General features: G+C 64.6%; 18 protein-coding genes. 9 read left to right on the top strand and 9 right to left on the bottom strand.

Translation table 11 applies throughout. The features are described from left to right. Positions 1 to 36: 36 nt before the first annotated feature. The 7 genes from HZF03_RS03740 to HZF03_RS03770 all read left to right on the top strand — a co-directional run bounded on the left by HZF03_RS03740 (position 37) and on the right by HZF03_RS03770 (position 9166). Positions 37 to 1686: an OFA family MFS transporter gene (locus HZF03_RS03740; RefSeq protein ID WP_119017477.1), complete on the top strand. Its 1650-nt coding sequence runs from the start codon at positions 37 to 39 to the stop codon at positions 1684 to 1686. A gap of 262 nt (positions 1687 to 1948) precedes the next feature. After that, complete coding sequence (locus tag HZF03_RS03745) at positions 1949 to 3202, top strand: PQQ-dependent sugar dehydrogenase (protein WP_119017508.1); 1254 nt, start codon at positions 1949 to 1951, stop codon at positions 3200 to 3202. Between the two features lie 144 nt (positions 3203 to 3346). Next, positions 3347 to 3943: a c-type cytochrome gene (locus HZF03_RS03750; RefSeq protein WP_119017478.1), complete on the top strand. Its 597-nt coding sequence runs from the start codon at positions 3347 to 3349 to the stop codon at positions 3941 to 3943. A 74-nt stretch (positions 3944 to 4017) separates the two neighbouring features. Next, entirely contained in the window at positions 4018 to 5127 is a 1110-nt protein-coding gene (locus tag HZF03_RS03755) for an acyl-CoA dehydrogenase family protein (protein WP_119017479.1), read from the top strand. Next, positions 5124 to 6071: an AAA family ATPase gene (locus tag HZF03_RS03760; RefSeq protein ID WP_119017480.1), complete on the top strand. Its 948-nt coding sequence runs from the start codon at positions 5124 to 5126 to the stop codon at positions 6069 to 6071. Before HZF03_RS03755 ends, HZF03_RS03760 begins: the two co-directional genes overlap by 4 nt. Beyond that, a complete protein-coding gene (locus HZF03_RS03765; RefSeq protein WP_119017481.1) occupies positions 6071 to 7462 on the top strand; it encodes a vWA domain-containing protein in 1392 nt (463 codons plus the stop codon). Before HZF03_RS03760 ends, HZF03_RS03765 begins: the two co-directional genes overlap by 1 nt. 177 nt (positions 7463 to 7639) lie before the next feature. Beyond that, positions 7640 to 9166 carry an acyl-CoA synthetase gene (locus HZF03_RS03770; protein ID WP_119017482.1) on the top strand — a complete coding sequence of 509 codons (1527 nt, stop codon included), beginning with the start codon at positions 7640 to 7642 and terminating at the stop codon, positions 9164 to 9166. A gap of 174 nt (positions 9167 to 9340) precedes the next feature. On the opposite strand, the gene HZF03_RS03775 is transcribed toward HZF03_RS03770, so the two are convergent. The 8 genes from HZF03_RS03775 to HZF03_RS03810 form a co-directional block, all read right to left on the bottom strand. Then, positions 9341 to 9625: a hypothetical protein gene (locus HZF03_RS03775; RefSeq protein ID WP_011156311.1), complete on the bottom strand. Its 285-nt coding sequence runs from the start codon at positions 9623 to 9625 to the stop codon at positions 9341 to 9343. Between the two features lie 139 nt (positions 9626 to 9764). After that, positions 9765 to 12137, bottom strand: a complete 2373-nt coding sequence (locus HZF03_RS03780) for an MtrB/PioB family decaheme-associated outer membrane protein (protein WP_234906867.1) — start codon at positions 12135 to 12137, stop codon at positions 9765 to 9767. Between the two features lie 158 nt (positions 12138 to 12295). Beyond that, the gene (locus HZF03_RS03785) at positions 12296 to 13789 is read right to left on the bottom strand and encodes a DmsE family decaheme c-type cytochrome (protein ID WP_234832172.1); all 1494 of its coding nucleotides are present in this window, start codon (positions 13787 to 13789) and stop codon (positions 12296 to 12298) included. 869 nt (positions 13790 to 14658) lie between these two features. Then, positions 14659 to 15705, bottom strand: a complete 1047-nt coding sequence (locus HZF03_RS03790; protein ID WP_119017485.1) for a sulfate/molybdate ABC transporter ATP-binding protein — start codon at positions 15703 to 15705, stop codon at positions 14659 to 14661. Then, on the bottom strand, positions 15695 to 16609 hold the full coding sequence (cysW, locus tag HZF03_RS03795; protein WP_119017486.1) for a sulfate ABC transporter permease subunit CysW: 915 nt from the start codon (positions 16607 to 16609) through the stop codon (positions 15695 to 15697). Before cysW ends, HZF03_RS03790 begins: the two co-directional genes overlap by 11 nt. A gap of 4 nt (positions 16610 to 16613) precedes the next feature. Then, positions 16614 to 17450 carry a sulfate ABC transporter permease subunit CysT gene (cysT, locus tag HZF03_RS03800; protein ID WP_011156316.1) on the bottom strand — a complete coding sequence of 279 codons (837 nt, stop codon included), beginning with the start codon at positions 17448 to 17450 and terminating at the stop codon, positions 16614 to 16616. Between the two features lie 292 nt (positions 17451 to 17742). Further along, positions 17743 to 18732: a sulfate ABC transporter substrate-binding protein gene (locus tag HZF03_RS03805; protein WP_119017487.1), complete on the bottom strand. Its 990-nt coding sequence runs from the start codon at positions 18730 to 18732 to the stop codon at positions 17743 to 17745. A 124-nt stretch (positions 18733 to 18856) separates the two neighbouring features. Beyond that, a complete protein-coding gene (locus HZF03_RS03810; RefSeq protein ID WP_119017488.1) occupies positions 18857 to 19597 on the bottom strand; it encodes a phosphoadenylyl-sulfate reductase in 741 nt (246 codons plus the stop codon). A 374-nt stretch (positions 19598 to 19971) separates the two neighbouring features. Here HZF03_RS03810 and cysD point away from each other — a divergent pair, with 374 nt between their 5' ends. Further along, positions 19972 to 20766, top strand: a complete 795-nt coding sequence (gene cysD, locus HZF03_RS03815; RefSeq protein WP_041810193.1) for a sulfate adenylyltransferase subunit CysD — start codon at positions 19972 to 19974, stop codon at positions 20764 to 20766. 21 nt (positions 20767 to 20787) lie between these two features. After that, positions 20788 to 22698, top strand: coding sequence for an adenylyl-sulfate kinase (cysC, locus tag HZF03_RS03820; protein ID WP_119017489.1), 1911 nt, complete (start codon positions 20788 to 20790; stop codon positions 22696 to 22698). Between the two features lie 6 nt (positions 22699 to 22704). On the opposite strand, the gene HZF03_RS03825 is transcribed toward cysC, so the two are convergent. Continuing rightward, a complete protein-coding gene (locus HZF03_RS03825) occupies positions 22705 to 24072 on the bottom strand; it encodes a PAS domain S-box protein (RefSeq protein WP_119017490.1) in 1368 nt (455 codons plus the stop codon). Positions 24073 to 24090 lie beyond the last annotated feature (18 nt).

Consider the following 24090-nt stretch of genomic DNA (forward strand, 5'->3'; position numbering starts at 1 on the left):
CGAAAACGGACGGCCGCAACAGGGGAAGGAAACGACATGACCATATTGGATGGGGCCGGACGGCTGTCCGGCGTACGGCCGGGTATTTTTGATCGCGAACGGATTATCGCTACCGCCGGTTTCAATCGTTGGCTGGTGCCGCCGGCGGCACTTTGCATCCACCTCTGCATCGGCATGGCTTACGGCTTCAGCGTGTTCTGGCTGCCGCTGTCGCGCGCGGTCGGGCTGTCGGCGCCGAAAGTCTGCGCCGATATGACCATCGTCCAGGAGCTGTTCACCACCACCTGCGACTGGCACGTCGCTTCGATGGGGTGGATGTACACGCTGTTCTTCGTGCTGCTCGGCGCGTCGGCCGCGGTGTGGGGCGGCTGGCTGGAGCGGGTCGGCCCGCGCAAGGCCGGCTTCGTCGCCGCGCTGTGCTGGGCCGGCGGACTCGTGCTCGGCGCGCTCGGCATCTACCTGCATCAGCTCTGGCTGCTGTGGCTCGGCTCCGGCGTGATCGGCGGCATCGGTCTCGGCCTCGGCTACATCTCGCCGGTGTCGACGCTGGTGAAGTGGTTCCCGGATCGCCGCGGCATGGCCACCGGCATGGCGATCATGGGCTTCGGCGGCGGCGCAATGATCGGCGCCCCGCTCGCCAACATGCTGATGAACTATTTCAAGACCCCGACCGATGTCGGCGTGTGGCAGACCTTCCTGGCGATGGGGCTGATCTACTTCGTGTTCATGACCATCGGGGCGTTCTCCTATCGCCTGGCGCCGCCGAACTGGCGGCCGGACGGCTGGACCCCGCCGGAAAAGAACAACGCCTACATCACCGCTCACCAGGTGCACCTGAAGGACGCGCACAAGACCAAGCAGTTCTGGCTGATCTGGGCGGTGCTGTGCCTCAACGTGTCGGCCGGCATCGGCGTCATCGGCATGGCCTCGCCGATGCTGCAGGAGATATTCGGAGGCAAATTGATCGGTCTGCCGGATCTGTCGTTCAACCAGCTCTCCGCCGAGCAGAAGACCGTGATCGCCGGCATCGCCGCCGGCTTCGCCGGACTGCTGTCGCTGTTCAACATTGCCGGCCGGTTCTTCTGGGCGTCGCTGTCCGATCACATCGGCCGGAAGAACACCTATTACGTGTTCTTCCTGCTCGGCATCGTGCTCTACGCGTTGGTGCCGACGCTCGCCGCGATGGGCAGCAAGGCGCTGTTCGTACTCGCCTTCGGCATCATCCTGTCGATGTATGGCGGCGGCTTCGCCACCGTGCCGGCGTATCTGGCCGACATCTTCGGAACCCAGTTTGTCGGCGCGATCCACGGCCGGCTGCTGACCGCATGGGCGACTGCCGGCATCATCGGTCCGGTGGTGGTCAACTACATCCGCGAGGCACAGATCGCCGCCGGCGTGCCGCGCGCGCAAGTGTATGACTTCACGATGTACATCCTCGCCGGTATGTTGGTGCTCGGCCTGATCTGCAATGCGCTGGTGAAGCCGCTCGCCGACAAGTGGTTCATGAAGCCGGAGGAAGTCGCAGCCCTGCAGGCCAAGGGCGCGGCCGTCAATGCCGGCGGCGGTTCCTACGGCATCGGCAAGGGCGGCCTCGATGCACGCGCCGCGGCATTCTGGATGTTCGTCGGCATTCCGCTTGCCTGGGGCGTGTGGATCACGCTGCAGAATGCGATGAAGATCTTCTGATCTCGACCGATGTTGCGGGACGGCGGCGTGCCGCCGTCCCGTCTATTCTCTGACGAGATGGCTTTGCTACGCGCTTCATTGCACTGCATCGATTGCGGCGCAGCGAATGTTCATCGCGATTCACTCGCAATCGTTCTTCTCTCCCGAAACGGATGTGATAGCGTCTCGCGACCGGCGTCCTCCGCCGGCGACGATCCGACGCGAACCGTTCCAACTAATAAGAATCAAAGCGGCCGGATTGGCTGCCGAGGGAGTGAACGCGATGACATCGGTCTTCACACGATCCGCTGTTGCCTGCGCCATTGCATTGGCGGCCGCTGCGATCTCGCAGGCTGGCGCGCAGGGGCTGAAGAAATACGAATCCGGCACCAAGGAATTCTGGACCAACCCGCCGCCCGATTGGTTCCTTGGCGATGAGACCGAAGCGCAGAAGGGCCTCGCGCCGCCCGCCGGTCCGCCGACCGGCTCGTCCGATGCCGAACTCGCGGCGATGATCAAGAAGATCAAGCTTCCGCCGGGCTTCAAGATCGAAGTCTATGCCTCGGGCGTGCTGTCCGCCCGGCAGATGGCCTGGGGCGACAACGGCACGCTGTTCGTCGGCTCGTTCGGCGTCGGAAGCGTCTATGCGATCACCGACAAAGACGGCAAGAAGCAGGTCAAGACGATCCTGAAGGGCCTGAAGATGCCGACCGGCGTCGCGTTCCGCGATGGCGCGCTGTACGTAGTCGATATCGACAAGCTGATCCGCTACGATAATGCCGAGGCCAACCTCGACAATCTCGGCTCGGGCAAGGTCGTCTACGACGACATGCCGTCCTATGTCGCCCACGGCTGGAAGTATCTGGCCGCCGATAAGGACGGCTGGTTCTACGTGCCGTTTGGCCCGCCTTTCAACATCGGCATTCCGCCCACTTCGGTGTCGCAGATCCGCCGCGTCGATCCCAAGACCGGCAATGCCGAGATCGTCGCGCTCGGCGTGCGGAATTCGGTCGGCGGCGACGTCGATCCGCGCACCGGCAAATACTGGTTTACCGAGAACGCCCGCGACTGGATCAGCGACGACATGCCGAGCGACAAGCTCAACATGATCGCCAAGCTCGGTGAGCATTTCGGCTATCCGTATTGTCATCAGGGCGACATGCCGGATCCGAAGTTCGCGATGGGGCACAAGTGCTCGGAGTTCACTCCGCCGGTGCTGAATCTCGGCGCCCACGTCGCACCGCTCGGCATGAAGTTCTACACCGGCGACCAGTTTCCGGCCGAATACAAGAACAACATCTTTATCGCCGAACATGGCTCGTGGAACCGGCACAAGTATCAGGGTGGCCTGATCAAGCGGGTGATCGCTGATCCGGACGGCAAGAACGCCAAGCAGGAAGACTTCGCTACCGGCTGGATCGAAGGCGACCAGGGCTATCTCGGCCGTCCCGCCGATATCGTGCTGGCCAAGGACGGCTCGATGCTGGTGGCCGACGACTGGGCCGGCGCGATCTATCGGATCAGCTACAGCAAGTGAGCGACTGAACGCTTGTGTTCTCCGCCTGCGTCATTCCGGAGCGCTCGCGCAGGCGGCCGCCCCGGGATGTGATCGCGATGATCGCGTGTCGCTCGTAATCCCATTCGTCAAACCACAAGCTCTGAGCCAACAGAGGCCCCTTGCATGACTCGCTTGCTTGCTGCGCTGTTGCTGTCGTTCTGTTTTAGTTTGCTTGCGTCTCCTATTGTCGCCGCTGACATCGAGGCCGGCAAGGCCAAGGCCGGGGTCTGCGCCATCTGTCATGGCGAGAACGGGATCTCGAAAATGGAGTACACCCCGTCGCTGGCCGGACAGCCCGATCTCTACATTCAATGGCAGCTGGTGTTCTTCCGGGCCGGCACCCGGGAGAACGCCAGTATGAGGTCGGTGGTCGAAGATCTCAGCAACGAGGACATCCGCAATCTCGGTGCGTATTTCGCGTCACTGCCGCCAATGAAGAATCCGAAGCCGGATGAAAAGCCGGAGCTGTCGCGCAAGGGGGCGGAGGCCGCGGTGGGCCGGCGCTGCGCGTCCTGCCATACCGACAGTTTCGCCGGCACCAAAGCGACGGCGCGGCTCGCTGGCCAGCGCGAAGAATATCTGATCAAGGCACTGAACGAATTCAAATCCGGCCAGCGCTCTGGGGGCGCGATGGCCGCGATGGCCGACGTCGCCTATCAGCTGAGCGAAGAGGAAATCTACGCGCTGGCGCACTACCTCGCCCATCTGACCGGCGAGTAGTTTGTCGACTTTCCGTTTGCCGGAATGCAACAAAGGCTCGCCGTCGCGGCGCGGTTGTTCTACACAGCCAAACCATGACAGAGCTTCGAACACCGGACGCGCCAGTCGCGACCCAGGCGACGATCGCTGCGGTCGCCGAACGTATCGCGCGTTGGCGGACGCGGACCGTTGATCAATCCGGTGGCGATCCGTTTGCACCGATGGCGCAAGCCGGGCTGTTCGAAATCGGCCTTCCCGACGGCGATGCGGCGCTCGATAGCTATGGGGCGATCGCGCAAGCCGAACAGGCGATTGCGGCGGCGACCGGCGAACTCGGCCTCGCCACGGCGTTTGCCGGCCGGCAACTGATCGCCCGGTTCTTCATCGCGGGTTTCGCCAGTGCGGCGCAGCGCAGCGAGCTGGTACCGCGGATCGCTTCGGGACGCGGCTGGGCCGCGGTGGCGATTTCGGAGCCTGGTGCGGGCGCGCACCCGAAACATCTCCAGACGACCGCCGAGCAGCAGGGCGACGGTTACGTCATCAACGGTCGTAAGGCGTGGATCACCAACGGTCCGGTCGCCGATCTGTTTCTGGTGCTGGCGATCACCGGTGTCGAGCAGGGCCGCAAGCGCTACGGCCTGTTCCTGCTGCCGCGCGGCACCGCGGGATTGACGCTGACCCCGATGCCGTCGCTCGACGTGCTGAAGCCGGCCTCGCATTGCGAGCTGAGCTTTGAGAACTGCGTCGTGCCAGCCTCGGCGCGGATCGGCGCCATGCCGGATGCCTATCCGGCGATGGCGCTGCCGTTCCGTGATCTTGAGGACACGGTCGCCACTGCCACCACGGTCGGTTTTCTCGACCGGCTGCTGCGCACCGTCGCTGTGCAGATCGAGCGGAGTGACGAGCACGCGCTGACGCTCGGCCGCCTTGCTGGGCTTCTAGCGCTGGCGCAGGCGGGAAGCGCCGCCGCCGTGCGGGCGCTGGACAGTGGCGAGGCGCCGAATGGCGCGCGTGTGATCGGCGTCCGCAGTCTGGCGCGCATACTCGTCGATGAGCTGCGTGCGCTGCTGTCTCCGGACCGCATCGACGACCAACTCACCCGATCGCTGGCGGCATTCGACGTGCTGGCCAATGTCGCGCGCGAGCCGCGCAAGCAGCGGCAGATCGCCCTCGGCCAATCTCTTTGGAGCAATCAAGAGCAATGACTGCGAATCTGCCGATGCAATCCATCGAGGCCGTCACCGCAGGTTTGGCGTCGGTCGGCTATATCGCCAGCCGCCAGATCGCCACCGCGGTGTATCTGGCCGAGAAGATCGAGAAGCCGATCCTGGTCGAAGGCCCCGCCGGCGTCGGCAAGACGGAGCTGGCGAAAGCGCTGGCGAGCTGGCGCGGCCTGCAGATGATCCGGATGCAGTGCTACGAGGGACTCGACGAGGCCAAGGCGCTGTACGAGTGGAAATACGCCAAGCAACTGCTCTACACTCAGATCCTCAAGGACAAGCTCGGCGAAGTGCTCGGCGGCGCGCAGACGTTGTCTGACGCGCTCGACCGGTTGCACGATTTCGGCGACGTGTTTTTCTCCAAGGAATTTGTCGAACCGCGACCGCTGCTGAAGGCGCTGGAGCAACCAGAGGGCTGCGTGCTGCTGGTCGACGAAATCGACAAGTCGGACGCCGAGTTCGAGTCGCTGCTGCTGGAGATCCTGTCGGACTACCAGGTGACGATTCCCGAGCTCGGCACCATCAGCGCCACGGTGAAGCCGCTGGTGCTGCTGACCTCGAACGGCGAGCGGGACCTGTCGGATGCGCTGAAGCGGCGCTGCCTGCATTTGCACATCGGCTTTCCCGAACAGAGGCTGGAAGAGCGCATCGTCGAAAGCCGCGTGCCAGGCGCCGGCGAGACGTTACGCAAGCAGATGGTCGGGTTCATCAACCAGATCCGCGCGCTCGACCTGAAGAAGCTGCCGTCGGTCAGCGAGACCATCGACTGGGCGCGGGTGCTGGTGCTGCTGCAGGCGAGCGAGCTCGACCACCAGACCGTGAAGGACACTCTCAACGTGCTGTTGAAATACGAAGCCGACATCGAGACGGCGCTGCCGCAGGTCTCCGGCTTCGTCGCCAAGGCTGGGCGCGAGGGTGTGTTCGGCTGATGCGCGAGGAGCTGCACCGCTTCTTCCGGGCGGCGCGGGGCGCCGGCGTGCGGGTGTCGCCGGCTGAAAGCATCGACGCGATGCGGGCAGTGTCGGAGGTCGGCTTCGCCGATCGTGGCCTGTTGCGCGACACCCTGCTGGTGACGCTGGCCAAGACCCAGGACGAGAAGCAGGCGCTGGCGCAGTGCTTCGATCTGTTCTTCAGCCGGCCTGAGCCGAAGACCAGTGCGGATGCTGGCGAAGACGCCGATCAGCAGGCGGACAGCGCGACGTATGCGTCGCAGGCCGGCGGTAGCGGCGCGCCGGGGCAGGGCGGCGGCGAAGGCTCAGCGCCGCCGGAGCTCGGCGAACTGGCGCAGATGCTGCTGGCGCAGGATCGCAGCGCGGTTGCTGCAGCGCTCGCCGGCGCGGCCAATGAAGCGTCACTGTCCAACATCCGGTTCTTCACGCAGCGAGGCCTGTTTCAGAGCCGGATGATGGAAGCGCTCGGCATTGGTCAGTTGCGCGACGATCTCGACCGGCTCAAGGCCGATGATCCGGCGCAGGCCGAGCGCCTCGCCGCCGCGCTCGACGGCCTGCGCGACAGCGTGCGCGAAATGGTGGCGCAGGCGCTGCTGCTGTACGGCCGCGAGGAGGCGGAGAATCTCCGCCATGAGGTTCTGCGCAACGCGCCGATGATGCGGCTGGAGCGGCGGCAGGTCGAGCAGATGAAAGAGCTGATCCGCGCCATCGCGCGGCGCTTACGCGAGCGCTACAGCAAGCCGCGCAAGCGGCAGCGCCGCGGCCATCTCGACGTCCGCCGCACCATCCGCCGCAACGCCGCCTGGGGCAACATCCCGTTCCTCACCGCCTGGAAGCGGCGGCACCGCGACCGGCCGCAGATCGTGGCGCTGTGCGACGTTTCCGGCTCGGTGGCGCAGGTGTCGGATTTCTTCCTGCTGCTGATCCACAGCCTGCACGAGGTGGTCGACGACGTTCGTTCATTCGCGTTCTCCGGCCACCTGATCGAGGTCAGCGATATCCTCGACAAGCAGGAACCGGAAGCGGCGATGCGCGAGATCATGTCGAAGGTCGGGTTCGGCTCGTCCGATTACGGCTCGTCGCTGGCGGATTTCGAGAAACGCTGGCTGCGCGCGGTGACGCCGAAGACCACGGTGATCGTGCTCGGCGACGCCCGCAGCAACAATCTCGATCCGCGCACCGACATCCTGCGCACCATCTCCGAGCGCGCCAAGCGCGTGGTCTGGCTCAATCCCGAAGGCCGGATGGGGTGGGGCTGGGGCGATTCGGAGATGTTCCGCTACGCGCCGTTCTGCAACGTGGTTCGGCAATGCGCCACCGCCAAGCAGCTCGAACGCGCGGTTTCGGACATCGTTGCGGCTTATCAGTAGCCGCTGCGCGGCAGCAGCGTGCTGGTCTTGCGCCGACCGGCTGCACAGGCGGCTCAATTTCGCGGCAGTTAGTTGCGCCGCACAAGATGCGGCGATTGACTTCCCGCCGGCCCGCGCTTTCACTTCCCTCGCCGAGACGGCCGTCAAGAGCCGCCGACCTTCCGAGGGAGAAAACCGATGAGCTTTGCTTACTTCGACTGGATCGCCCATCACGCCGAGGTCCGCCCCGAGCGGATCGCGGTGGTCGATCTCGCCACCAGTCGCAAGACCAGCTACCGCGCAATGGACGAACGGGTCGACCGGTTGGCTGCCCATCTCGCTGCGCTTGACGTTGGCCGTGGCGACCGGGTCGCGGTTCTGGCGCTGAATGCGGTCGAGACGCTGGAGGTGCAGTTCGCCTGCTTCCGGCTCGGCGCGATCTTCGTGCCGCTTAATGTCCGGCTCACCGTGCACGAACTATCCTACATCGTCGGCGACGCCGCGCCGCGGGTGCTGGCGCATGACGACGAGCTGGCTCCGATGGCGACGGAGTTGAAGGCTGCCTGCAGCGTGCCGCATCTCCTGGCGTTCGGCCCGGCCTACGAGGCGGCGCTGGCGGCCTCGCCGCGGCTCGGAGCCTCCGAGCCTGTGACGCTCGATGACGTCTCCACCATCATGTACACCTCCGGCACCACCGGAAAGCCGAAGGGCGCCATGATCACCCATGGAATGACCTTCATCAACGCGGTCAATCTCGGCATTCCGGCGTTCATTTCGCAACGCACGGTGTTTCTCTGCGTGCTGCCGCTGTTCCACACTGGCGGGCTTAATTGCTACACCAATCCGGTGCTGCACGCCGGCGGCACCACACTGTTGATGCGCGCGTTCGATCCGGGCGCAGCGCTGTCGATTATCGGTGATCCGTCGGTGGGGCTGACGCATTTCTTCGGGGTGCCCTCGATCTATCAGTTCATGTGCCAGCATCCGGCGTTCGCGGCGACCGATCTGTCGCGGCTGCAGATCGCCGGGGTCGGCGGCGCTCCGATGCCGGTGCCGCTCTTGAAGATCTGGCAGGAGCGTGGCTGCGCCTTGGTCCAAGGCTACGGCATGACCGAGACCAGCCCGGCGGTGCTGATGCTCGATGCCGACGATGCCGAGCGCAAGGCCGGCTCGGCCGGCAAGCCGGTGCTGCACGCCGATCTCAAGATCGTCGGCCCGGACGGCGACCCGGTGAAGCCGGGCGAGATGGGCGAACTCTGGGTGAAGGGCCCGAACATCACCCCCGGCTATTGGAACAGGCCGGACGCCAATCGCACCTCGTTCACCGACGGCTGGCTGCACACCGGTGACGCGGCGCGGGTCGACGACGAAGGCTTCTATTACATCGTCGACCGCACCAAGGACATGTACATCTCGGGCGGCGAGAACGTATACCCGGCCGAGGTCGAGGACGTGCTGTACCAATTGCCGGAGATTGCCGAGGCTGCGGTGATCGGAGCGCCCGATCCGCAATGGGGCGAAACCGGCGTCGCGGTGGTGGCCCTCAAACCCGGCCAGGAACTGAGCGAGGCGAAGCTGCTGGCGCACTGCCGCGAGCGGCTGGCGCGGTTCAAATGTCCGCAGCGCGTCAGCTTTGTCGAAGCATTGCCGCGCAACGCCACCGGCAAGGTGCACAAGCCGACGCTCCGCGAACGCATTCTGGTGCGGGAGACCGCCGACGCGTGAGTGCGGTCTGCCAAGGCGGGGCCGCGGTGCACCGATCATGCGCTGGGCGAGGGCCTTGCTGGACAGGCTTGCACCAGCAATGACGCAAGCTCCAGCTCCGACTGTATCGGACCCGGAGCTTGCGACCGCTGCGCCGCTCGTCCGTGCGCAGCAGATGACGTGATCAACGGCGCGTTATGCCTTGCCGGCGTAGAGACGGCACCAGCCGTTCTCGCTGATCGGGCTCTCGACGGTGATGCACGAGCTCGGTGGCCGGAATTGGCGACAGGTGCCGCAACGTTTGGCGCCGTTGGGCGACTCCTGATAGCCGGCGTCCTTGTGCGAGGCCTTCTTGGTGACCTGGGCGTTCGCCGCAGCCACGCCGGCGCCGAGCATCGCGGCTATGCCCGCGGCGCCCACGCCGGCCTTCAGGAGCTTGCGCCGCGACAACGGCGGCTGGTCGTTGCGTTTGTCGTTCATCGTCTGTCGTCCTCCCATTGTTGTTGACGTTGGCTGGCATCGGCCGGCGGCCACGTCTTTGCCGCCGGCAGCAAGCTCGCCGCGTTCGCGTGCGAGCCGATCCTGTCGCGAAGGCGGCGCCACATCACGGCGCTGCCGCTCACCATTTGGCGTTGAGCGAGACCTGGAAGTACTGCGCATCGTAGTTCGGATTGGTGGCTCCCATGTCGATCATTCGCGCCAGCGTGGTGTCGACCAGATAAAGGTAGGGCGACATCAGATCCTGCTGCCAATTGTCGACGCTGTTGCGCTCCCAGATGTAGCGCGCCTTGACATAGACCTCTCCGGTCCATCCCAGCTTCGCCACGATCGACGGATCGATCGTGTGCTTCAGCGACGCATCGAGCCGCTGATAGTTGGTCGATACCGTCGGGAACGGGCGGTATACGGCGCCGCCGGCATTCGCCAGCAGCGCGTAACCGTTATAGGGGCCGTAGTCCCAATCCTCGTGCGAGAACGAGATCGCATAGCCGAGCTTGAAATCGAGCACGCCGGGAATCAGCTCCAGCGTGCTGGCGATCAGGATGGTCTGCACCTTCTCGAGCGTGTTGCTGCCGAACGCGTTGATCGGGGTGGCGTTAGGAAGGCCGGTGGCGGAGTTGGTCAAGGTACCGCTGCCGACCTGGAAGCGATCATAGGTTTCGTACAGATACGATGCCTGGATCGAGGAGCCTGGCGTGAAGCTGTAGGTGATGTCGATGCCGGCGTTCCAGGTGTTGCTCTTCTTCAGGCCGAAGAACAGCGGATCGTCCGGGTAGTCCTCGAAGCGCAGGCCGGCGGTCGGTGAAATCACGAAGTCCCGGAACACGCTGCCGGCCGGACCGGAAATGTCGAGGAAAGCGTTGGCCTTGGTCTGGTTGCGATTCGCCATATCGAACTTGCGCATCAGCAGGTTGGTGCCGTTGTTAGCCGTGGCGCTGTAGTAGGTGTCGCGCGCCATCGCCAGGCCGTCGTAATTGTCGTAGCGGCGTTCGGAATACTGGCCGCTGGTGCGCAGCGTTGCGATGTCGTGGACCTTGAAGTCCGCGGTCAGCTTGCCGATGAACTCGTTGGTGACGTTGGCGTCGCGGCGGCTGCGATCCCATTGCTCCCAACCGAAGGTGCTGCCGAATGTGACCCATTTGGCAGGGCGCCATTGCATTTCGCCGCTGGCGTTCTGCTTGGTGTAGGACATCGACAGCGATCGCCGCGGGATGCCGGCGGCGATGCCGGTCGCGGACGAATCTTCGACCACGTAATTCGGCATCAGCAATTCCGGCGTCTGGTTGTCGTTGTCGTAGTAGCGATAGCGCGTGGTGGTGCGGAACTCCGGCGTCCACTGGGTGGTGGCAGTAGTGTTGTAGAGCGCGGTGTTGACCTCGCCGTTGAGGCTCGAAGCCGGCAGGAGGAAGGTCGTGATGTTGGGATTCACGGTGAACGGCATGAAGGCTTCGTTCTGCCGCATCGTGGTGTACTGGAACGTGCTGTTCCAGCGCGTCTTGAACGGCAGGTCGATGCCGGTGGTGACGCCGGTGTTATAGGCCTGATTGCTCGGCATCAGACTGATCCGCGCCGCCGGCGAGAACACCCGCGGATTGGCGGGGTCGAAGAACGGATTCTGCACCGTGAAGGAATTAAAACTGTTGTCGTAAAGCGAGAAGCCGCCGCCGACCTGGACGTTGTAGTGTCCGCCCCAAGGGGTCGGACCGAAGTATTGGCCGCTGAGTTTGCCGATCTGGGTCGTGTCGTCGATCGGTCGCGGCGCCTGCATCTGCTGCAGTCCGGTGCCGGCGAGACCGCCGATCGGAAAGCCCGCGATCTGAGTGCCTTCGCGCTGCTCGTGCGAGTAGCTCGCTTTGACGTCCCAGTTCGGATCGGGTGTCCAGCGATAGGCTGCGCTACCCTTGCGGCGGTCGATGCCGACGTCGATCAGATTGGTCTTGCCGGCCAGCGCGTTGGTCACGGCGGCGCGCTGCGCCGCCGTGGTGGTGGTCGCCGGGGCGACGATCGACAGGGTGTTGCCGGGAACGGCGACCGGCGTCGTCAGCGTGGTGGTGCCGACGCCGTTCCAGATGCTCAGCGCGCTGGTGTTGTAGAGATGCGGGATCTCATCCCAACCCAGGGTGAGGTAATGCTCGCCGGCCTTCGAGAAGTCGAAGATGTAGCGCTGGTTGTTGTTGCCGATATTGTCGGCGCGGAGCTCATTCCAGTAGGTGCCGTCCTTGGTCTGCAGCGTCATCCGCAGATATTCGGCATAGAACCCTGGCGCGATCCGGCCGTACTCTTCGAACTTCGAACGGTTGTTGCGATCGCCGCCGCCGGCCGGATTGGTCGGCGACACCCAGGGCGTCGCCGATTTCTGTGGGCGCTGGATGAACGAGCGCCAGCCAGCTTCGAATTCGCCCGAATATGACCAGCCGCCATGAGCCGCGTCGAAATCGGGGACCGAGCGCGCAGGCTCCTCCTTGGCCACCGTCTCGGCGGTAGCGCTCAACGGTATTACGGTCACCACGGAGATTGCGGCGGACGTCAGCAGGAATTGCCTAAACGCCATTTCAAGGCCCCCTTCGCGCGAGTCGTTCCATCACCCTTCGCGGCTTGTTGGTGTGGCGAGCGACGGCGGCCGCAGCCGTCGCTGTCCCCGGCTCCGAGCTATCGGTGCCAGCGCGATCCGGACGGCGCGTTGGAGCCGTGGATGTTGTTGTGACAATTCTGGCAAGCGTTCCCGACCGCCCAGCGTGCCGAGGTCGGCAGACCAGGCTGGTTGTGCGGGTTGGTGTGACACTGCTGGCACAGCCGCTGCCGCGCGACGATCAGCAGCGACTCGTGGTTGGAGCCGTGCGGTTCGTGGCAGTTCAGGCAGTTCTCGCGCACCGGCGGATGTTCGAACAGGAACGGTCCGCGCTTGTCGGCGTGGCAGGTGTAGCAGGTGTCGTTGACGGTCGCCTCGCGCAGCAGCTTCTCGGTCGCGCTGCCGTGCGGGTTGTGACAGTTGACGCAGGTGATTTTCGTTTCGCGGATCGGCATGTGCGAGCTGCGCTGCACCTGCGCCTTGCGATCCTTGTGGCACTGGAAGCAGGTGTCCATCACCTGCACGGTCTTGAGCTGATTGCGCGGCGACACCTTGCGCATCACGGTGTGGCAGTTGACGCAGGCCAGTCCGCGGGTCTCGTGCTGCGAACCCTGCCAGTAGGTCTGGTCGCCCTTCTCGTGGCAGCTCAGACAGACGCTGTTGGCCTCGGCGACATCGAAGCCGCGGCTATCGGTCGGCCGGAACGAGCGGATGCCCCCCTTCTCACGGCCACCGCCGCCATTGACGTGTGCCGAGCCCGGGCCGTGGCAGGTTTCGCATTCCATTTTGCCCTGCGGCGTGACCTTGCCGGACTTGATGTTGCGGCCCATCACGGTCTGCTGGAACTCGTCGAACAGGCCTGCGTGGCAGGTCTCGCACGGCTTGGAGCCGACGAAGTAACGGCCATCGGGATCGCCGGGCGCGGGTGCCACCATCGGCGCGCGCCCGGCGGCGGCAGCCCTCGGCTCGCGCGTCGCGACCATCAGGACCGGCCGGGAATCATCCGCCTTGGCGGCGAGGATCTCGATAAAGCCGAACTGCTTCGGCTGCTCGATGGTGTCGTCGAAATTTTCCAGCGCCACCCAGGTGGTTACCGTGGCGGCATCGCGCACCGGCTCCGGCATCTCCGCCACGTAGTCCGGCTCGCGGGCGAGCCGCGCCGCCAGCGTGTGGCGGGTCTGGTGAGATCGCAGGATGCGCTTTTCGCTGAGGGTGGTGAGGCGCAGCGAAGCCGTAAACCGCAGGCTCTGCTCGAGCTGTGGGCCACCGTCGATCTGGGGAAGCGCCAGCAAGTTCTCGGTCGAACCATGCCCGGCAAAGCGCGTGTCGAAACGCGGGCCGGCTGCTGCCGCACCGTGCGGCGAACCATGCGCGGAGGCGCCGTGGCCCGAGATGCCGCCATGCCCGCCGCCATGTCCGTCACCAAGCGCGAGGCCGTGGGCAGGCACGGGCGTGAAGTTCTGTTCGGTCTTGCCGGCGCTCTGCAGGCCGCGCACGTAGTCGACCAGCGCATTGACCGACGGATCGACCGCGCCGACTTGGCCGTCATGCGGCAAGGCGGTGTGTCCGACCATCGCCGGTTCGGCACCGGCTGGCCAGGTCCCCCAGGCCAGCGCAATCGATACGAACAGCGACGAGATCCAGCTCCGGCGGCCGCGCCGATTTTGGTCGCGCGCAACCGCCGCCCCCCGAGAGCCCCCCATTCCGTCCCCCGCAAGTGCTCAAAGCACGATGATTTTTGTCAGACCACTATCGATCGCCGTCCACGTGTCGTGGGCGACGTCGAGCGAAGATCATTTGAGTGAAAAAGTCCGTTGGCGCAGGTTCAGCCTGCATCGCGACGCTTGCCGGAGTTGTCCGGGAAGTAATTAGCCACAATCTGTCATCAAAAGTCACACAACGTACTAAAACGCGTATTTGATCGAGATCAATTATTCACATCTGTTAGCATACGCAGCAGAACTAACAGGTCTGCGGTGGGTGGGTGGTCGATAGTCGTCGACTAACTCTTGATTGGAACTAATCAAATTGCCCTGTGCGCAATGCAGCGGCGTTCTGGATAGAGGCGCTCTGCGGTGCTCTGGCGTGTGGCGTTCTGTCGCAGGGTTGGGGCGCCGCGCCGGCGTGATGTCTTCCGCAGTGATTGATCGTCGCGGCAATATATTACTTATCGTCGCGCTTAACTGTGTGATTGGTCGGGCCGATTGATTGTCATTCTCAGAAAAATGATGATTTCGGAACGCTGCAAGGTACTCGATGGTGTCGCTGAGCCCCTCTCTGTAATCGGGTAGCGTCAATCCAGGAGGTCTGTTGCGAGACTGTCGAGTCGTCGCGCGATTGGTAAATTAGTGCGCGCGCGGCCTCTGCCCATCAATCGGGCGAGCCGACTTCCCACGACTCGCTGCTCAGCGAGCCGCGTTGTGCAACAGGACGACTCGCAATCTCAGCGATCGGCGAAGATACGGTAGCGCTGGGGCTGCAGGCCGATGCGGTCGCCGACCTTGAGCGAGTGATCCCGCGGGGCGTCGATCTCGATCAGGGTATCGCTGCCGAGGTCGTTGAGCACGATGTCGGCGCGCTGCATCGGGCCGAACGCACGCACGGCTTTGACGGCCCCTTCGAACACGCCACTGCCGCTCGGGCCGACGGCCACGTCGTGGCGCCGAACGAACAGCTTGGAAGGGCCGGCCGCGGCGTCCTGGGCGCCTAGATCGAGGTCGCGGTCGCCGAGCCGGACCCGGCCGTCACGCACCTCAACCGGCAGCACAATCGATTCCCCGATGAAGCCGTGCACGAAGGCGGATGCCGGCCGCTCATAGACGTCGCCGGGCGAGCCGATCTGTTCGATCCGGCCCTTGTCCATCACCACCACGCGATTGGCGACTTCGAGCGCTTCTTCCTGGTCGTGCGTCACGAAGATCGAGGTGACGTGAATCTCCTCGTGCAGATTACGCAGCCAAGCGCGCAGTTCCTTACGCACCTTGGCGTCGAGCGCGCCGAACGGCTCGTCGAGCAGCAAGATGCGCGGTTCGATCGCCAGCGCGCGGGCAAGCGCGATGCGCTGACGTTGGCCGCCGGACAGCTGGTTGGGGTAGCGGTCGGCGAGCCAACCGAGCTGCACCAGGTCGAGCAGATCGCCGACCCGCTTTTTGATCTCCGCTTCGCTCTTGCGGATCTTGCGCGGCTGGACGCGCAGGCCGAATGCGACGTTCTCGAACACGTTCATGTGCCGGAACAGTGCGTAGTGCTGGAACACGAAGCCAACATGACGTTCGGCCGCGCCGTGGGCCAGCGCGTCTTCGCCGTCGATCGTCACCACGCCCGAGTCCGGCCACTCGAGGCCGGCGATGATCCGCAGCAGCGTGGTCTTACCGGAGCCGGACGGACCGAGCAGCGCCATCAGTTCGCCGGTCTCGACCCGGAGATCGACATTGTCGAGCGCTCGGAAGCTGCCGAATTCCTTGACGATGTTGCGGACTTCAATGGTCATCGGGATGCAGCCCCTCTTCGATGCGGCCTTCCAGCACGGTCTTGGCGATCAGCGTCACCAGCGCGAGCAGCGCCAGCAGCGAGGCGATCGCGAATGCGGCCACCATCTGGTACTCGTTGTACAGAATTTCCACCAGCAGCGGCATGGTGTTGGTCTCGCCGCGGATATGGCCCGACACCACCGACACCGCACCGAATTCGCCCATCGCGCGGGCGTTGCACAGCAGCACGCCGTACAGCAGGCCCCATTTGATGTTCGGCATCGTGACCCGCCAGAACGTGGTCCAGCCACTGGCGCCGAGCGAGATCGCGGCTTCCTCTTCCTGCTGGCCTTGCTCCTGCATCAGCGGGATCAGTTCGCGCGCCACGAACGGGAAGGTGACGAAGGTCGTCGCCAGCACGATCGCCGGCACCGCGAAAAGGATCTGGACGCCGTGCGCCATCAGCCACGGCCCGAACCAGCCTTGCGCGCCGAACAGCAGCACGAACACGAGGCCCGAGATCACGGGAGAGACCGAGAACGGTAGATCGATCAGCGTGATCAGGAACGTCTTGCCCGGAAAGTCGAATTTCGCAATCGCCCAGGCGGCGATAACGCCGAATACCAGATTGAGGCCGACCGAAATGCCGGCCGCAATCAGCGTCAGCTTGATCGCCGCAAGCGCTTCGTTGTCGGCCAGCGCCGACAGATAGAACGCTGCGCCCTTCGCCAGGGCCTCGGAAAACACCAGGATCAGCGGCAGCACTACGAACACGGTGAGGAAAGTGAGAGCGGATCCGATGATCAGCAGCCGCACCCAAGCCGGCTCGGTGTGGGCGGAACGGCGCCCGGCGGCGGCTGGCGCGGCGGCGCCAGCAGATGCGATCGCTGTACGCCTGACTTGACTGGTGGCAACCATCGTCATGGCGTCACGCCGTGGCCAGCGACCGGGATTGCGCCCAGTGCTGGATCCGATTGAGGACGAAGATGATCAGGAACGAGAAGATCAGCATCACCACCGCGATCGCGGTAGCGTCGGCATAGCGGAATTCCGACAGCCGGATCACGATCAGCAAGGGAGCTATCTCCGAAACGTTGGGAAGGTTGCCGGCGATGAAGATCACCGAGCCGTATTCGCCGACCGCGCGAGCGAAGGCGAGGGCGAAGCCGGTGAGCAGCGCCGGCGTTAGAGACGGCAGAATAACGCGCCAGATCGTCTGCCAGCGCGAGGCGCCGAGGCATTCGGCCGCCTCTTCGAGTTCGGTGTCGAGATCGAGCAGCACCGGTTGCACCGTGCGCACCACGAACGGGATGCCGATGAAGATCATCGCCAGGAAAATGCCGAGCGGGGTGAACGCCACCTTGATCCCGAGCGCGGCAAGCGGCGCGCCGAGCCAGCCCTTTTGCGCGAACAGCGTGGTCAGCGCGATGCCGGCCACCGCCGTCGGCAACGCGAACGGGATGTCGACGATCGCGTCGAAGATCCTGCGGCCCGGGAAACGGTAGCGCACCAGCGCCCAGACGATCACCAGGCCCGCGACCAGGTTGACGCAGGCTGCAGCGAACGCCAAGCCGAACGAAATCTTCAGGGCATGCAGGGTGCGCGGCGCTGTCACCGTCGACCAGAACTCGGCGAAGCTCAGCTCGGCGGTTTTGACGAACAGCCCCGCCAACGGGATCAGGATCATCAGCGACAGCCAGGTGATCGTCAGCCCCATGGTGAGCCCGAACCCCGGCAACGACCGCCGTTGTGCAACAGCGGTCATGGCGTCACCTGTGCAGTAGCCTGGGGGATTGCGAAGGGCGTGTTCAGCACAACACCTTCATTGCGAGGAGCGAAGCGACGAAGCAATCCAGTACCGCATGCGGCGCTCTGGATTGCTTCGCTTCGCTGGCAATGACGGGAGAAGGTATCGAGGATCACACGCGGAGGGCCACACTCGCGGAGAGGTTCCCTTACCCCGCCCCTCTCCCCGCGTGCGGGAAGAGGGAGCGCGCTGCCGTTGCCGTGAAGCATGTCACCCCCAATGAGCGGTCGCGCTGCGACGCTCGCGTCGCTCAGTTCTTGTAGATCTTATCGAACACGCCGCCGTCAGCGAAGTGCTCGGTCTGCGCCTTAGTCCAGCCACCGAACACGTCGTCGATCGTGAACAGATCGACCTTGGCGAACGCGCCTTCGTGCTTCTTGGCGATTTCCGGATCGCGCGGACGGTAGAAGTTCCGTGCGGCGATTTCCTGGCCGTCCTTGGAATACAGGTACTTCAGATAGGCCTCGGCGGTCGCGCGGGTGCCCTTCTTGTCGACGACGGTATCAACGACCGCGACCGGCGGCTCGGCAAGGATCGACACCGATGGTGCCACGATCTCGAACTTGTCGGCACCGAATTCCTTCACGGCGAGATACGCTTCGTTCTCCCAGGCGAGCAGGACGTCGCCGACACCGCGTTCGACGAAGGTAACGGTGGAACCGCGCGCGCCGGTGTCGAGTACCGGAACCTGTTTGTAGAGCTTGCCGACGAAGTCCCGCGCGACCTCGGCCGACCCTGACTTCTTCAACGCATAGCCCCAGGCCGCGAGGTAGTTCCAACGCGCCCCGCCCGAGGTCTTCGGGTTCGGCGTGATCACGCTGACGCCGGATTTGAGCAGGTCGTCCCAGTCCTTGATGCCCTTCGGGTTGCCCTTGCGCACCAGGAACACGATGGTCGAGGTGTAGGGCGAGGAGTTTTGCGGCAGACGTTTCTGCCAGTCCTTCGCCAGCAGCCCCTTGTTGGCGATCGCATCGATGTCATAGGCGAGCGCCAGTGTGACGACGTCGGCCTGCAGACCGTCGATCACCGAGCGCGCCTGAGCGCCCGAGCCGCCGTGCGACTGCTTGATGGTGACGGTGTTGCCGGAATCCTTCTGATAAGCCGCGGCGAACGACTTGTTGAAATCGGCGTACAGCTCGCGCGTCGGATCGTACGACACGTTCAGCAGCGACACGTCGGCCGCGTTCGCGGCGGTCGCCACCAACAGGCCGGCGAGGATGGGGAAAAAACGGCGAAGCATCGATGATCTCCATTGTGCTTGACGACGTCGGTGTCGTCGGCGCGGAGGGGCGAAGGTCACGAACAAAGCCGGCCAAGTCAACGAAACGGCATTTCAATGTTCGCTTAGTTGCGACAGCAATGTCCTATGAAGTCTTGATCGTGTGAATGCCGCATTCCGTCTTGCCGCGTCCACGCCAGCGGCCGGCGCGTGCATCCTCACCGGTTTCGGCGCGGCTGGTACACGGCATGCAGCCGACGGAGAGAAAACCCGACGCGAGTAACGGATGCTGCGGCAGCTTTGCGGTGGCGTAGATCGCCGCGATGTCGGTCGGCGTGATATTCGCAAACGGATTGAACTTCAGCCGCTTGCCGTCGGCTTCGACCACCGGAATGTCGGCGCGCGCACCGCCCTGGAAGCGCTTGCGACCGTTGATCCAGCCGTCGAACGGCGCCAGTGCCCGCTTCAGCGGCTCGACCTTGCGGATCAGGCAGCACTTGTCCGGATCGGAAAACCACAACTCGCGCGCCGCATCGTCGCGATCGAGATCGGCGTCGAGCGGCTTGATCGAACGTACGTCACGAAGGCCGAGCACGTTGGTAAGCGTATCGCGATAGGCGAGGGTTTCTTCGAACAGCCAGCCGGTATCGAGAAACACTACCGGAATTGCCGGATCGACGTCCGCCATTACTTTCAACAGCGCCGCCGACTCGGTGCCGAATGAGGACACCAGCGCCAGCTGGTCGCGACCGATCTCGCGCAGCGCCGCGGCAATGACTTCGGCCGGCGATGCGGTCCGAAGCGCTGCGTCGAGTGCCTGCGCACGCGTCTCCACACCCGTGGAAGCGGAAGTGGAGGGGGGGAGAGATGGCGCCAGCTCGGTCATCGGTCACTACGTCCTGAGGTCACAACGTCCTGATCATCGCGGTCGATCACTCCGCCATTGTGCTCAGCATCTCGCCCGACCACGAAGGAGGATTGACTAGAAATATTTTCTATCTATGTATCTTACAAGCGCCATCGATAGAAAATTATTCTTTCTGCCGAAGGCATTTGAAAGAGAAATTCCATCTACGTTTTACGCGATCCAGAGATGCCCGTTCTCCCACCGCTTCGGACGGCGTTTCGGACCCGTAGCCACGACCGGCCCGGCGCTGATCCGGACCGCCAATTCGGGAGCTTGTCATGACGCTCGCTGCGCGAGAAACCGCCGCCCTGGATTCGGTTCCTGAGCCGCCGCTGGCGGATCAGCTCCGCGCGATGGATCACCTCGACGCGCTCGAGGCGCAGAGCATCTACATCCTGCGCGAGGCATTCGCCCGGCTGAAGAAGCTGGCGCTGCTGTGGTCGCTCGGCAAAGACTCCAACGTGATGATCTGGCTGGCGCGGAAGGCATTCTTCGGCCGCGTCCCGTTCCCGGCGCTCCACGTCGATACCGGCAAGAAGTTTCCCGAGATGTACGCCTTCCGCGACATCTACGCGAAGGAATGGGATCTCGATCTGCGTGTCGATCCATGCCCGCCGATCGACAGCGTCGATCCGACGCTGCCGCCGGCCGCACGCTCCGCTGCACGTAAGACCGAAGGTCTCAAGCTCGCTCTCGCCAAATACGGCTTCGACGGACTGATCGCCGGCATCCGCCGCGATGAGGAAGCGACGCGGGCTAAGGAGCGGGTGTTCTCGCCGCGGGGCGTGGAGGGCGGATGGGATGTCCGTGATCAGCCAGCGGAATTTTGGGATCAGTTCAACGCCTCGCCGCCGCCCGGCGCGCATCTGCGCATCCACCCGATCCTGCATTGGACGGAGGCCGACATCTGGGCCTACACGAAGCGTGAAGGTATCCCGATCATCCCGCTGTATCTGTCGCAAAACGGCAAGCGTTACCGCTCGCTCGGCGACCAGGACATCACCTTCCCGGTGAACTCGAACGCCGCCTCGATCGACGAGATCCTGCTCGAACTCGAGACCACCAAGGTACCGGAACGCGCCGGCCGTGCGCTCGACCACGAAACCGAGGACGCGTTCGAGCGGCTTCGTGTCGCCGGCTATCTGTGATCAGCACCCGTGAGTGACGCCATGACCATCGCCGTTCCGCCCGCCTCGCTCGCTGCTGACGCCGTTCGTCCGCTGGTGCGCATTGTCATCGTCGGCCATGTCGACCACGGCAAGTCGACCCTGGTCGGCCGCCTGTTGCACGAAACCGGCTCGCTGCCCGAAGGCAAGCTCGAGATGCTGAAGGCGGTCAGTGCCCGTCGCGGCATGCCGTTCGAGTGGTCGTTCCTGCTCGATGCGCTGCAGACCGAGCGCGACCAGGGCATCACCATCGACACCACTCAGATCCGCTTCCGCACGCCCTCGCGCGACGTGGTGCTGATCGACGCCCCCGGCCACGCCGAATTCCTGCGCAACATGATCACCGGCGCCTCGCAGGCCGACGGCGCGGTGCTGATCATCGACGCGCTCGAAGGCGTGCGCGATCAGACCCGGCGTCACGGCTATCTGCTGCAGCTGCTCGGCATCAAGCAGGTCGCCGTCGTGGTCAACAAGATGGACCGCGTCGAGTTTTCGGCTGCGCGGTTCGGTGACATCAGCAACGAGATCACTGCGCATCTGACCTCGCTCGGTATTACGCCGACGGCCGTGATTCCGATCTCGGCCCGTGAGGGTGACGGCGTGGCGGCGCGCACCGACAACATCGCCTGGTACGACGGCCCGACCGTGGTCGAAGCGATCGACAAACTGACGCCGGCGCAGCCGCTCGACGCATTGCCGCTGCGGCTCGCCGTGCAGGCGATCTACAAGTTCGACGATCGCCGTATCGTCGCCGGCCGCATCGAGTCCGGGCATCTGCGGGCGGGCGACGACATCGTCATCATGCCGGCCGGCAAGATCGCCAAGATCAAGACCGTCGAAGGTTGGCCGGTGACCCCGCTTGCCGGCGCGTTCGGCGCCGGCCGTTCGGTCGGCATTACGCTCGACCGTGAGCTGTTCGTCGAGCGCGGCGATGTGATCGGCCATGCCGGCAATGCTCCACGCGACACCCGCCGGCTGCGCGCGCGGATTTTCTGGCTGCACGATCAGCCGCTCACCGCCGGCGTCTCGGTGCTGGTGCGGCTCGGCACCCGTGAGACCCGCGCGAACGTCGTGGCGATCGAGAAGGCGGTCGATCCCGGCGATCTCGCCAGCGAGGCCGCAACCGAGATCAAACGCAACCATGTCGGTGAAATCGACCTGTCGCTGTCGCAGCCGGTGGCGGCCGATCCGGCCGATAACAATCCGCGCACCGGGCGGCTGGTGATCGAGATCAACGGCCGGATTGCGGGCGGCGGTCTGGTGCTCAGCGTCGACAGCGGCCAGCGCGCCGCCACCGCCGATATCGTGCCGGTGGAGTCCGCGCTGCTGCCGGGCGAACGCGCCGCGCGCTATCGCCACAATGGCGCGGTGTTGTGGTTCACCGGGCTGCCGGGCTCCGGCAAGACCACGATCGCGCGGGCGCTCGAGCGCCGGCTGTTCGATCGTGGCGGCTCGCCGATCCTGCTCGACGGCGACACGTTGCGCGCCGGGCTCAACAGCGACCTCGGCTTCTCGCCGGCGGACCGTGCGGAGAACATCCGCCGCCTCGGCGAGATCGCGGCGCATCTGGCCGCCAACGGCCACATTGCCATCGTCGCGGCAGTATCGCCCGGGCTCGCCGACCGTGCCGCGGCACGCCGCATCGCCGGCGATCGCTTCCGCGAGATTCACGTCGCGACGTCGGCTGAAGTTTGCGAGCAGCGCGATCCGAAGGGGCACTACGCCAAAGCGCGTTCCGGCGGCCTGCCGAACTTCACCGGGATCGGCAACGACTATCAGCCGCCGACCGCCAGCGAATTGGTGCTCGACACCGCCGGCCTGTCGGTCGGGGAAGCCGTGGCGCAGGTCGAGACCATGCTGGCGCAGACCGACGTGCTGATCGAAGACCCCGCCGACCTCGCGGCGCATATCTGACGCGAGTTATGGCGTCGCAACGAGACGGTCGAGCGGAGCATTCAGGCACCACCGCAGGCCGGATTCGGGGTAGCTGATCTCGACGTCGGCGCCGAGCGCCGAGCGGGGATTTCGGTCGATCATCACGGTGCCGAAGCCGGCACGGTTCGGCGCGCCGACCGGCGGGCCGCCTTGCTCATGCCAAATCAGGTCGAGCTTGCGGCCATCGACTGTATGGCGGATCTCGCAAGCGATCCGCACGGTGCCGTCTGCATTCGAGAGCGCGCCATACTTGGTCGCATTGGTGGTCAGTTCGTGGATCGCCAGCCCGATCGTTTCGGAGGCGACCGGCGACAGCAACAACTCGCGTTCGCCCTCGATCAGCACGCGGGTGCCGATCAGGTCGTTCACCGCGGCGAGCTGCGATTCGATCAATTCACCGATCGGCGTTCCGGACCAGTTGCGCTTGATCAAGAGGTCCTGGTTGCGGCTGAGCGCCTGCAGCCTTGCGCCGAGGCTTTCGGCGAAGCTGCGATCTGCGGTGCGCATCACCATCGCCTGCACCACCGCCAGCATGTTCTTGGCACGGTGATTGATCTCCCCCATCAGCATTTGGATCTGCTGCTCATGCTGGCGCTGCACCGTGATGTCGGTATTGGTACCGAACCAACGCCGGACCTCGCCGCCGTCGTCGCGCAGCGGCATCGCGCGCGACAGAAACCAGCGATACTCGCCGTCTTTGCCGCGCAGCGGGAACGTATCTTCCCACGCCTCGCCGGTGTCCCAGCTGTGCTGCAGCTTGCTGCGCACCCTTTCGAGATGATCGGGGTGGTGCAGCGCTGTCCAACCCGAGCCTTGCAGCTGTTCGAGCGTAGTGCCGGTGTAGTCGAACCAGCGATCATTGTACCAGAACACGGTGCCGTCGCTCTCGGCGATCCAGGCGAGCTGCGGGATCGAATTGGCGAGGCTCCGGAACTGGTGTTCGCTGGCGACCAGCCGGCGGCGGATCTCCACGGTCTCGGTGATATCGTGAGCGATCTTCGAGGCACCGACGATGCGGCCGTCAGGATCACGAAGCGGCGATACCGTCACGGCGACATGAATCCGCCGCCCGCTTTTATGCAGCCGCTCGGTCTCGAATTTCGGCACCATCTCGCCGGTCCGGATCCGCTGCAGGATGTCGTCTTCCTCGTGCTGGCGGTCCGGCGGGATCAGGACGCGGATCGAGTTCCCGATCATCTCGTCGGCGGTCCAGCCGAAAATCTGCTCGGTCGCCGGGTTCCAGCTCTGCACGTTTCCTTCCACGTCTTTGGAAACGATGGCGTCGAATGAATTCTGAACGATCGCCGCGAATTGATGGTGAGCGGTCGTGAGCGGCTTGGGTTGGTTGGGCATTCGCGGTGCGGGGTTCCA

The sequence above is a fragment of the Rhodopseudomonas palustris genome (genome assembly GCF_013415845.1).
In the GTDB taxonomy this organism is placed as follows: Bacteria; Pseudomonadota; Alphaproteobacteria; order Rhizobiales; family Xanthobacteraceae; genus Rhodopseudomonas; species Rhodopseudomonas palustris_F.

Bases quoted from the DNA above. Each gene is read 5' to 3' on its own strand.
- HZF03_RS03765 (WP_119017481.1), top strand. From the start codon at position 6,071: ATGCGCGAGGAGCTGCACCGCTTCTTCCGGGCGGCGCGGGGCGCCGGC.
- cysC (WP_119017489.1), top strand. From the start codon at position 20,788: ATGACCATCGCCGTTCCGCCCGCCTCGCTCGCTGCTGACGCCGTTCGT.
- HZF03_RS03755 (WP_119017479.1), top strand. From the start codon at position 4,018: ATGACAGAGCTTCGAACACCGGACGCGCCAGTCGCGACCCAGGCGACG.
- HZF03_RS03810 (WP_119017488.1), bottom strand. From the start codon at position 19,597: ATGACCGAGCTGGCGCCATCTCTCCCCCCCTCCACTTCCGCTTCCACG.
- HZF03_RS03785 (WP_234832172.1), bottom strand. From the start codon at position 13,789: ATGGTCGGACACACCGCCTTGCCGCATGACGGCCAAGTCGGCGCGGTC.
- HZF03_RS03760 (WP_119017480.1), top strand. From the start codon at position 5,124: ATGACTGCGAATCTGCCGATGCAATCCATCGAGGCCGTCACCGCAGGT.
- HZF03_RS03775 (WP_011156311.1), bottom strand. From the start codon at position 9,625: ATGAACGACAAACGCAACGACCAGCCGCCGTTGTCGCGGCGCAAGCTC.
- cysW (WP_119017486.1), bottom strand. From the start codon at position 16,609: ATGACGATGGTTGCCACCAGTCAAGTCAGGCGTACAGCGATCGCATCT.
- HZF03_RS03790 (WP_119017485.1), bottom strand. From the start codon at position 15,705: ATGACCATTGAAGTCCGCAACATCGTCAAGGAATTCGGCAGCTTCCGA.
- HZF03_RS03745 (WP_119017508.1), top strand. From the start codon at position 1,949: ATGACATCGGTCTTCACACGATCCGCTGTTGCCTGCGCCATTGCATTG.
- HZF03_RS03805 (WP_119017487.1), bottom strand. From the start codon at position 18,732: ATGCTTCGCCGTTTTTTCCCCATCCTCGCCGGCCTGTTGGTGGCGACC.
- HZF03_RS03740 (WP_119017477.1), top strand. From the start codon at position 37: ATGACCATATTGGATGGGGCCGGACGGCTGTCCGGCGTACGGCCGGGT.
- cysD (WP_041810193.1), top strand. From the start codon at position 19,972: ATGGATCACCTCGACGCGCTCGAGGCGCAGAGCATCTACATCCTGCGC.
- HZF03_RS03750 (WP_119017478.1), top strand. From the start codon at position 3,347: ATGACTCGCTTGCTTGCTGCGCTGTTGCTGTCGTTCTGTTTTAGTTTG.
- cysT (WP_011156316.1), bottom strand. From the start codon at position 17,450: ATGACCGCTGTTGCACAACGGCGGTCGTTGCCGGGGTTCGGGCTCACC.
- HZF03_RS03825 (WP_119017490.1), bottom strand. From the start codon at position 24,072: ATGCCCAACCAACCCAAGCCGCTCACGACCGCTCACCATCAATTCGCG.
- HZF03_RS03770 (WP_119017482.1), top strand. From the start codon at position 7,640: ATGAGCTTTGCTTACTTCGACTGGATCGCCCATCACGCCGAGGTCCGC.